This window comes from Streptomyces palmae, assembly GCF_004684805.1.
Classification (GTDB): domain Bacteria; phylum Actinomycetota; class Actinomycetes; order Streptomycetales; family Streptomycetaceae; genus Streptomyces; species Streptomyces palmae.
The window spans coordinates 1-10,261 of record NZ_SRID01000252.1; the positions used below are offsets into that span (position 1 = coordinate 1).

At 71.1% G+C, this 10,261-nt stretch carries 8 protein-coding genes and 1 pseudogene; 7 read left to right on the forward strand and 2 right to left on the reverse strand.

The genetic code is table 11. From position 1 onward, the window contains the following. Positions 1-102 precede the first annotated feature (102 nt). A complete protein-coding gene (locus tag E4099_RS22580) occupies positions 103-1,608 on the reverse strand; it encodes a potassium/proton antiporter (protein WP_135340938.1) in 1,506 nt (501 codons plus the stop codon). 196 nt (positions 1,609-1,804) lie between these two features. Here E4099_RS22580 and E4099_RS22585 point away from each other — a divergent pair, with 196 nt between their 5' ends. After that, on the forward strand, positions 1,805-4,699 hold the full coding sequence (locus E4099_RS22585; protein WP_135340939.1) for a penicillin acylase family protein: 2,895 nt from the start codon (positions 1,805-1,807) through the stop codon (positions 4,697-4,699). Between the two features lie 320 nt (positions 4,700-5,019). On the opposite strand, the gene E4099_RS22590 is transcribed toward E4099_RS22585, so the two are convergent. Then, the gene (locus E4099_RS22590; protein WP_135340940.1) at positions 5,020-5,619 is read right to left on the reverse strand and encodes a 5-formyltetrahydrofolate cyclo-ligase; all 600 of its coding nucleotides are present in this window, start codon (positions 5,617-5,619) and stop codon (positions 5,020-5,022) included. Between the two features lie 84 nt (positions 5,620-5,703). Between E4099_RS22590 and galU the strand changes: the two genes are divergently transcribed. The 6 genes and pseudogenes from galU to E4099_RS22620 form a co-directional block, all read left to right on the forward strand. Continuing rightward, entirely contained in the window at positions 5,704-6,606 is a 903-nt protein-coding gene (gene galU, locus E4099_RS22595; protein ID WP_135340941.1) for a UTP--glucose-1-phosphate uridylyltransferase GalU, read from the forward strand. Between the two features lie 4 nt (positions 6,607-6,610). After that, positions 6,611-7,999, forward strand: coding sequence for a molybdotransferase-like divisome protein Glp (gene glp, locus E4099_RS22600; RefSeq protein WP_135340942.1), 1,389 nt, complete (start codon positions 6,611-6,613; stop codon positions 7,997-7,999). 122 nt (positions 8,000-8,121) lie between these two features. After that, entirely contained in the window at positions 8,122-8,604 is a 483-nt protein-coding gene (gene moaC / locus E4099_RS22605) for a cyclic pyranopterin monophosphate synthase MoaC (protein WP_135340943.1), read from the forward strand. Further along, the gene (locus tag E4099_RS22610; protein WP_245245086.1) at positions 8,601-9,158 is read left to right on the forward strand and encodes a MogA/MoaB family molybdenum cofactor biosynthesis protein; all 558 of its coding nucleotides are present in this window, start codon (positions 8,601-8,603) and stop codon (positions 9,156-9,158) included. Before moaC ends, E4099_RS22610 begins: the two co-directional genes overlap by 4 nt. Beyond that, a complete protein-coding gene (locus E4099_RS22615) occupies positions 9,155-9,778 on the forward strand; it encodes a GNAT family N-acetyltransferase (protein ID WP_135340944.1) in 624 nt (207 codons plus the stop codon). Before E4099_RS22610 ends, E4099_RS22615 begins: the two co-directional genes overlap by 4 nt. 150 nt (positions 9,779-9,928) lie before the next feature. Then, positions 9,929-10,261: pseudogene (locus tag E4099_RS22620) on the forward strand (hypothetical protein); the annotation flags it as partial.

The following is a 10,261-nucleotide window of genomic DNA, read 5'->3' on the forward strand; positions in this document are numbered from 1 at the left end:
CTCTCCGACTGGGCACAGGGGCACCTGCTCGGACCTCACTCACCGCGTGGCCCCCGTGGCCCCCGGGCTCCCGCCGGCCCCACGGTCTCCCGCGAGGCCGGGCTAGCCCGTCGTTCCCAGCCAGCCGGCCAGCTTGCCGTCGCGGCCCACCGCGCGCAGTCGGGCCTCGGCCTTGTCGCGTACCGGGTCGGTGGCGACCACCAGCAGTTCGTCTCCGCGCCGCAGCACCGTGGAGGGCAGCGGTACGAAGCTCGTGCCGTCCCGCACCACCAGCGTCACCGCCGACCCGGCGGGCAGCCGCAGCTCGGCCACCTCGACGCCGTGCATCTTGGATGTCGTCGGTATCGCCACCGAGAGCAGATGCCCGCGCAGCCGCTCCAGCGGGGCGGACTCGATGCCGAGGTCCGAGGTGCTCTCGGTGTTGCCCAGCCGCAGCCAGGTGGCGAGTGTGGGCAGCGTCGGTCCCTGCACCAGGGTGTAGACGATCACCAGCACGAACACGATGTTGAAGATGCGCCGACTGTCCGGCACCTGGCTCACCATCGGAATGGTGGCCAGCACGATGGGCACCGCCCCGCGCAGTCCGGCCCAGGACAGCAGCACCTTCTCCTGCCAGCGCATCCGGAACGGCGCCGTACTCACCAGCACCGACAGCGGCCGTGCCACCACGGTCAGCGCCAGGCCGACCACCAGCGCGGGGACCACGTCCTTGCCCAGCTCATGCGGGGTGACCAGCAGGCCGAGCAGGACGAACATGCCGATCTGGGCGATCCAGCCCAGCCCCTCGGCGAAGCCCCGGGTGGCGGGGGCGTGCGGCAACTTGGCGTTCCCCAGGACCAGCGCTGCCAGGTACACCGCGAGGAAGCCGGACCCGTGCGCCAGGGCGCCGGTCGCGTAGGCGCTGACCGCGATGGCCATCACCGCGATCGGGTAGAGACCGGAGGCGGGCAGCGCCACGTGCCGCAGCCCGTACGCCCCCAGCCAGCCCACCGCCAGGCCCACCGCGGCGCCGATCGCCAGCTCCAGGGCGATCTCGCCGACCAGCACGTACCAGTCGTCCACCGGGCCGCGCGCGGAGAAGGCCACGACCAGGATCACCACCGGGGCGTCATTGAAGCCCGACTCCGCCTCCAGGGCACCGGTCAGCTTGGACGGCAGTGGCACCCGGCGCAGGACCGAGAAGACCGCCGCCGCGTCCGTGGACGACACCACCGCGCCGATGATCAGTGCCTGTTTCCAGCCGAGCCCGACCAGATAGTGGGCAGCGCAGGCGGTGATTCCCACGCTCACCGCGACGCCTACGGTGGCGAGCGCCGCGGCGGTGGACAAGGCCGGTTTGATCTCCCGCCATTTGGTGCCCAGGCCGCCTTCGGCGAGGATCACCACCAGTGCCGCGTAGCCGAGGACCTGGGTCATCTCGGCGTCGTCGAAGCCGACACCGATACCGTCCTGGCCGATGGCGACGCCGATGCCGAGGTAGATCAGGAGGGTAGGGAGCCCGCTGCGGGTCGAGACACGGACCGCCGCCACGGCAACGAGGAGCACCAGGGAGCAGATGAGCAGGACTTCATTGAGGTGGTGGACAGTCAGGGGCCGAACCTTTCTCACGGGAACGGCCGGAACGTTCCTTCCGGCCGAGCGAAAACTTCATTGCCTTACCTAACATTTTACCGGTTCTTGACGACTGCCCTTCCCGGCCTGTGATCATCTGATCCCCTTCGGGGCACCGCGTAGGGGCGGTCGGAGCGCTGCGCCTATGGTTGCTCCAGCACTCCAGGACCACCTGCCCCCTCGAAGGACAGCGATGCCCGCCAACCAAAACGGCCCTTCTCGGAAGAAGAAGGGCCGACGTGCCCGCCTGATCGTGATCGCAGTCGTGCTGCTGCTCGTTGCGGGTGTGGGCTACGGCACGTACTGGAGCGTCAGTACGGTACGTGCCTCCTTCCCGGAGACCACCGGATCCCTCCAGCTCAAGGGGCTGTCCGCGCCGGTCCAGGTGAAGCGGGACGGTTACGGCGTCCCGCAGCTGTACGCCGACACCCCCGAGGACCTGTTCCGAGCCCAGGGCTATGTGCAGGCCCAGGACCGCTTCTGGGAGATGGACGTACGCCGCCACCTGACGGCCGGGCGGCTCTCCGAGATGTTCGGCAAGGACCAGGTGGAGACCGACGCCTTCCTGCGGACCCTGGGATGGCGGCGCGTCGCGCAGGAGGAGTACGACCGCAAGCTCTCGCCGCAGACCAAGAAGTACCTCCAGGCCTACTCGGACGGCGTCAACGCGTACCTCAAGGAGCACCACGGCAAGGAGCTGTCGGTGGAGTACGCGGCGCTGGACTTCGTGAACGACTACCGGCCCGAGAAGTGGACCCCGGTCGACTCGGTCGCCTGGCTCAAGGCGATGGCCTGGGACCTGCGCGGCAACGTGCAGGAGGAGATCGACCGCGCGCTGGCCGCCAACCGGCTCAGCCGCAAGCAGATCGAGGAGCTGTACCCGGCCTATCCGTACCAGCGCAACCGGCCGATCGTGGACGGCGGCGCGGTGGACCCGGTCACCGGCCGCTTCGATCCCAAGGCCACCGCGCCGGCCGGCGGTACGACCGACTCCGGCCAGACCCCGGCGGGCACCGACGGCACCCAGTCCCCGCAGCAGGGGACGCAAGGCACGCAGACCCCGCAGCAGGGCACCCAGGGCACGCAGGGCACCCAGGGCACGCAGGGCACCCAGGGCACCCAGGGCACGCAGGGCACCCAGGGCACACAGACCTCGCAGAACGCCGCCACCCAGGGGCTGCAGAGCCAGCTGACCCGGATCTCCAGCACCGTGGAGGACATGCCGGCGCTGCTGGGCCCCAACGGCTCCGGCATCGGCTCCAACTCGTGGGTGGTCTCCGGCAAGCACACCACCACCAACAAGCCGCTGCTCGCCAACGACCCGCACCTGGCCCCGCAACTTCCCTCGGTCTGGTACCAGATGGGTCTGCACTGCAACCAGGTCACCGCACGCTGCCCCTATGACGTGGCGGGCTTCACCTTCTCCGGCATGCCCGGCGTGGTCATCGGCCACAACGCCAAGATCGCCTGGGGCATGACCAACCTCGGCGCCGACGTCTCCGACCTCTACCTGGAGAAGGTCACCGCCGACAGCTACCTGTACAACGGCAAGCAGGTGCCGTTCACCACCCGTCAGGAGACCATCAAGGTCGCCGGCGGAAAGAGCCGCACCTTCACCGTCCGCACCACCAACAACGGTCCGCTGATCTCCGACCGCGACGAGGCGCTCGACGACGAGTTGGACAAGGTCGGCGAGAACGCTCCGGTCGGCGACGTCGCCCCGGACCGCGGTGACGGTTACGCGGTGGCGTTGCGCTGGACCGCGCTGACCCCCTCCAAGACCATGGACGCGGTCTTCGCGCTCAACACCGCGCGGAACTTCAGCGAGTTCCGCCAGGCCGCGGCCAAGTTCGCGGTTCCCTCGCAGAACCTGATCTACGCCGACACCGACGGCAACATCGGCTACCAGGCCCCGGGCCAGATCCCGGTCCGCGGCAAGGGCGACGGCCGCTACCCGGCCCCCGGCTGGGACCCGGCCTACCGCTGGAAGAGCTTCATACCGCAGTCCGAGCTGCCCTGGGAGTACAACCCGAAGCGCGGCTACATCGTCACCGCCAACCAGGCCGTGGTGGGCAAGGGCTACAAGTACCGGCTGACCGACGACTGGGGCTACGGCACCCGCAGCCAGCGGATCAACGACCTCATCGAGTCGAAGATCAAGGACGGCGGGAAGATCTCCACCGACGACATGCGCACCATGCAGATGGACAGCAGCAGTGAGATCGCCAAGCTGCTCACGCCCTATCTGCTCAAGATCGACATCAAGGACGGCTACGTCCGCGAGGCCCAGCAGCTGCTGGAGGGCTGGGACTACACCCAGGACTCCGACTCCGCCGCCGCCGCGTACTTCAACGCCGTCTGGCGCAACACCCTGATGCTGGCCTTCGGTGACAAGCTGCCCAAGGAGCTGCGGGTCGAGGGCCGCTGTGTGCGGGTGCGCGCCGATGACTCGGGCCCGGTCGAGGACCTCAACGGCAACACCCGGACCGTGCGCGAGTGCGGTGAGCGGGACGGCAGCTCCGCCCAGCCGGACGGCGGCGACCGCTGGTACGAGGTGGTCCGCAAGATCCTCGACGACCCGAAGAACGACTGGTGGAAGACGACCGGCAGCAAGACCGACCCGGGCGCCACCGACCGGGACGAGCTGCTGGCCAAGGCGATGAAGGAAGCCCGCTACGAGCTCACCGCCAAGCTGGGCAAGGACATCGACGGCTGGAGCTGGGGCCGGCTGCACCGGCTGAACCTCAAGAACCAGACGCTCGGCAAGGAAGGCCCCGGCTACATCCAGTGGCTGCTCAACCGCGGACCGTGGAACCTGAGCGGCGGTGAGGCGGCGGTCAACGCCACCGGCTGGAACGCGGCCGGCGGTTACGAGGTCTCCTGGGTGCCCTCGATGCGCATGGTGGTGAACCTCCAGGACATGGACAAGTCCCAGTGGATCAACCTCACCGGCGCCTCCGGGCACGCCTTCCACCCCCACTACACCGACCAGACGAGCAAGTGGGCCAAGGGCGAGCTGCTGCCCTGGGCGTTCAGTGAGCGGGCGGTGGACAAGGCCACCGACGACAAGCTGGCCCTCACCCCGTGACCGGGCACCGGGCGGCCTGACGGTCCCCGGCCACCGGCCTCGCTTCACCGGCCCCGTCCGGGCGCGCGCCTCACGGTGCGCGACCCGGACGGGGCCTTTCCACGCCGGGGACCGCCGTCGAGTGCGCCCCTCAGCCTTCGGCCGGGAAGCGGCGCGCTCCCGCCGTCCGGTACGCACCTCGGCGCCCGGCCGCGAAGCGGTGCGCTTCCGGTGTCCGGTACGTCCGACAGCTCCTGGCCGGGAGCGGTGCCCTCCGCTGCCGGGTACACACCTCGGCGCCCGGCCGGGAAGCGGTGCGCTCCCGCTGTCCGGTACGTACCTCAGCCTTCGGCCGGGAAGCGGTGCACCGCGGAGGGCGTGATCGCCGCCCGTACCGGACGGTCGTGCGGCTCGGCCGGGACCTCGTCCAGCACCTCGGCGTCGTACAGCAGCACCACCAGCGCCGGGTCGGCGCCGGCCGCGGCCAGGCGGGCCAGGACCCGGTCGTAGCTGCCGCCGCCGCGCCCCAGCCGCAGCCCCCGCCGGTCCACGGCGAGGCCGGGCAGCAGCACGGTGTCCGCGTCCAGCACCGCGTCCGGGCCGAGCCGGTCCCCGGTGGGCTCCAGCAGTCCGCGTCCGGCGCGGGCCAGCGCGTCGGAGCCCTGGTAGGCGCCCCAGTCCAGGTCGTTGTCCGGGAGCAGCACCGGGAGCAGCACCCGGACGCCGCGCGCCCGCAGGGTGTCCAGCAGCGCGCGGGTGCCGGGTTCGCGCCCCACCGAGACATAGGCGGCCACGGTCCCCGCGTTCGCCAGCTCGGGCAGCTTCCGTGCCTGCCGGGCCAGGGCGGCCTGCGCCGCCTCGATGTCATCTGGCGTCAATCCGGACCTCACCGCCAGGAGGCGCCGGCGCAATGCAGCCTTATTAGCATCTGGTCTGATCATCGCTGAATGCACAAACTCCTAGTCTTGTGTCATATTCACCGAAATCGCATGATTTGGTCAAAGCCACCCGATAGGGTTCGGGGCATGACTCAATCGCGTACTCGGATCAGCAAGGCTGTCATCCCTGCCGCCGGGCTCGGCACCCGCTTCCTCCCGGCGACCAAGGCCACGCCCAAGGAGATGCTGCCGGTCGTCGACAAGCCGGCGATCCAGTACGTCGTGGAGGAGGCCGTCACCGCCGGACTCTCGGACGTCCTCATGATCACGGGCCGCAACAAGCGCCCGCTGGAGGACCACTTCGACCGCAACTACGAGCTCGAGGAACTGCTGACCCGCAAGGGCGACGAGACCCGCCTCGCTCGGGTCCAGGAGTCCAGCGACCTCGCGACCATGCACTATGTCCGCCAGGGTGACCCGCGCGGCCTCGGCCACGCCGTGCTGTGCGCCGCACCGCACGTCGGCGACCAGCCCTTCGCCGTACTCCTGGGCGACGACCTGATCGATGCCCGCGACCCGCTGCTCTCCCGCATGGTGGAGGTCCAGGAGCAGCACGGCGGCAGCGTGATCGCGCTGATGGAGGTCGACCCCGAGCAGATCCACCTCTACGGCTGCGCCGCCGTCAAGCCCACCTTCGACGAGGGGGTGGTCCAGGTGAGCGGGCTGGTGGAGAAGCCGGAGGCGTCCGAGGCCCCCAGCAACTACGCGGTGATCGGCCGTTATGTGCTCGACCCGCGGATCTTCGACGTGCTGCGGGACACCAAGCCCGGCCGGGGCGGCGAGATCCAGCTGACCGACGCCCTCCAGACGCTGGCGAGCGACCCGGACGTGGGCGGACCGGTGCACGGCGTCGTCTTCACCGGCCGCCGTTACGACACCGGGGACCGCGGCGACTATCTGCGTGCCATTGTGAGACTCGCGTGTGAACGTGAAGACCTGGGACCGGACTTCCGGGCCTGGCTTCGTAGTTACGTCACGGAGGAGATGTAGCGCTTTGAGCAGCACCGCAGCACAGGCCGCCGGTCACGGCCCGCAGAGCAGCCCGGGCGGCCGGGGCCAGGACGCCCGCCCACAGGACGTCTGCGACGAGCGGACCCACGGGCAGGACCGCCTCTGGCTGGTCTCCGAGCACCTCGACGACATCCTCGGGACGATCCGCCCGCTGGAGCCCATCGAGCTGCCACTGCTGGAGGCCCAGGGCTGCGTGCTGATCGAGGACGTGATGGTGCCGACGGCGCTGCCGCCCTTCGACAACAGCTCGATGGACGGCTACGCGGTCCGGGTGGCCGACGTGGCGCAGGCGACCCAGTACCTGCCCACCGTGCTCACCGTCATAGGCGATGTGGCGGCGGGCAGTGGCGAGCTGCCCACCGTGGGCCCCGGCCAGGCCGCCCGGATCATGACCGGCGCCCCGCTGCCGCCCGGCGCCGAGGCCGTGGTGCCGGTCGAGTGGACCGACGGCGGCACCGGGAAGGGCCCCGCCACCGCCATGCGCGCGCACAGCGCCGCCCCCGAGGGCGCCACCGGCGAGGTCCGGGTGTACCGCCCGGTCGCCGCCGGGCAGCATGTACGGGCCCGGGGCAGCGACGTCGAGGCGGGCGTGCCGGCCCTGCGCGCCGGCACCGTGCTCGGCCCGCCGCAGCTCGCCCTGCTGGCCGCCATCGGCCGGGCCACCGTGACGGTACGCCCGCGTCCGCGAGTGGTCGTCATGTCCACCGGCAGCGAGCTGGTGCCTCCCGGAGAGCCGCTGGGCCCCGGCCGGATCCACGACTCCAACAGCTTCCAGCTCACCGCCGCCGCCCGGGACGCCGGGGCCATCGCCTACCGCGCCGGTGCCGTCGCCGACGACGCCGCCACCCTGCGCGCCGCCATAGAGGACCAGCTGATCCGCGCCGATGTCGTGGTCACCAGCGGCGGCGTCAGCGTGGGGGCGTACGACGTGGTCAAGGAGGCGCTGGGGGGCGAGGTGGAGTTCCGCAGGATCGCCATGCAACCCGGCAAGCCGCAGGGCTTCGGGCGGATCGGCCCGGACCAGGTGCCGCTGCTCGCGCTGCCGGGGAATCCGGTCAGCGCCTATGTGTCCTTCGAGCTGTTCGTGCGCCCGGTGATCCGCACCCTGATGGGCCTGCCCTCGGTGCACCGCACCGTCGTGCGGGCGGTGTGCGCCAAGGCGGTCGCCTCCTCGCCCGCGGGCCGGCGGCAGTTCCTGCGCGGCCGGTACGAGCCGCCCGCGGATGAGCGGCCCGCCGGCGTCACCCCGGTGGGCGGCGCCGGATCGCACCTGGTGAAGGCCTTGGCGGAGGCCAACGCCCTGATCGTGGTGGACGAGGACACCACCGAGGTCGCGGCCGGCACTGAGGTGGACGTGGTCCTGCTGACGTGACCCGGGAGGCGATCAGTCCCTCAGGGAGGCGTCGCCGTCCGCCACACCCTCGGCAGAGGCGTCCCCCGCTGCGGGTACGGTGTCCTCCCACAAGAAGCCATCCGGCCCGGACCGGGAGAACGATGAGCAGCGCCCAGGACCATCTCACTCACCTCGACGAAGCCGGCGCGGCGCGCATGGTGGACGTCTCGGCCAAGGACGTCACCCGGCGCACCGCCCGCGCCAGCGGACGCGTAAGGGTCTCGCCGCGCGTGGTGGAGCTGCTGCGCGGCGAGGGCGTGCCCAAGGGGGACGCGCTGGCCACCGCCCGGATCGCCGGGATCATGGGGGCCAAGCGCACCCCCGACCTGATCCCGCTCTGCCACCCGCTGGCGGTGTCCGGGGTGAAGGTGGACCTGACGGTGGCCGATGACGCGGTGGAGATCACGGCCACCGTGAAGACCACGGACCGCACCGGAGTGGAGATGGAGGCGCTGACCGCCGTCAGCGTGGCCGCGCTCACCGTGGTGGACATGGTCAAGGCGGTCGACAAGGCGGCCGTGATCACGGACGTACGGGTCGAGGAGAAGACCGGCGGCAAGTCCGGCGAGTGGAGCCGGTCGTGAGCGGAACCGTGCCCGAGCCGGGCGCGGCCGGGACCGGTCCCGCCGCCGGCGGCTACCGGGCCCTGGTGGTCACCGCCTCGAACCGCGCCGCCGCCGGGGTCTATCCGGACAAGGGCGGCCCGCTGGTCGCCGAGGGGCTGGCCGGGCTCGGCCTCACGGTGGACGGGCCGCGCGTGGTGCCGGACGGCGATCCGGTGGAGGCCGCGCTGCGGGAAGCGGTGGCCGCCGGCTACGACGTGGTGGTCACCACCGGCGGCACCGGGATCTCACCCACCGACCGCACCCCCGAGGCCACCCGCCGGGTGGTGGCGTACGAGATTCCCGGCATCGCGGAGGCGATCCGCGCCGAGGGGCTGGCCAAGGTGCCCACCGCCGCGCTCTCCCGCGGCCTGGCGGGCGTGGCCGGCACCACCCTGATCGTCAACCTGCCCGGTTCCACCGGTGGGGTGCGCGACGGCCTCGCGGTGCTGGGCCGGCTGCTCGTCCACGCGGTGGACCAGATCCGGGGCGGCGACCACCCCAGACCCGCCGGACTCCCCGGAGGTCAGCACTGAACGCCGGCTGGCCGGTCCAACTGGCGGACGGCGACACCGTCCTGCGCCCCATAAGGCTGCGCGACCAGAGCGAATGGCGCGAGGTGAACCAGCGCAACCGCGACTGGCTGCGCCCCTGGGAGGCGACCATCCCGCCGGCGCCGCCCGGCGGGCCGGTCACCCACCGCCCCACCTACCGGCAGATGGTCCGCCATCTGCGCCGGGAGGCCCGCGCCGGACGGATGCTGCCGTTCGTCATCGAGCACCAGGGCCGACTGGCCGGGCAGTTGACCGTCGCCGGCATCACCTGGGGCTCGATGTGCTCCGGGCACATCGGCTACTGGGTGGACCGGGCGGTGGCGGGCCGGGGCGTGATGCCGACCGCGGTCGCGCTCGCCGTGGACCACTGCTTCCGCAACCTCGGGCTGCACCGGATCGAGGTGTGCATCCGCCCGGAGAACGCGCCGAGCCGCCGGGTGGTGGAGAAACTCGGATTCCGATCCGAGGGGATGCGGCCGCGCTACCTGCACATCGACGGGGACTGGCGGGACCATCTGGTGTTCGCGCTGACAGCGGAGGAGGTGCCGGAGGGGATGGTGACCCGCTGGCATCGGGTGCGCCCCCGAGCCACTCGAAAATAAAATATCTGTTCGAATTGGCTCACCAATTGAACACAATTGCCGACTGGCCATCTCAACAATCACAAAAAATGTTCGAGATATCAGCCAGATCGTGCGACACACCGCGCCAATTGGCCGATTGCCTCACGCAAACCCCTCTACCGTGTGAGCGTGAGCAGCAGTGGCCTCATCTACGCAGTCATCGTCGGGGCCTGGGCCGCCTATCTGGTGCCCATGTGGCTCCGCAGGCAGGACGAGCTCAACGAGGCCCGTCCTACCGAACGCTTCAGTACCGCCATCCGGCTGCTGTCCGGACGCGCGGGCATGGAGCGCCGGTACGCCAAGGACCTGGAGGCACGTGCGGCCCAGGGCGCGGACCATCCCGAGGAGGGGATGGCCCCCGCGGACCCGGGGCAGGGCGTAAGCCACCCGGACGCCGAGACCGACGTGGTCGACGTCCGGGCCTTCGTCGACCCCCTGGCCGACTCCGCCCCACCTCCGGCC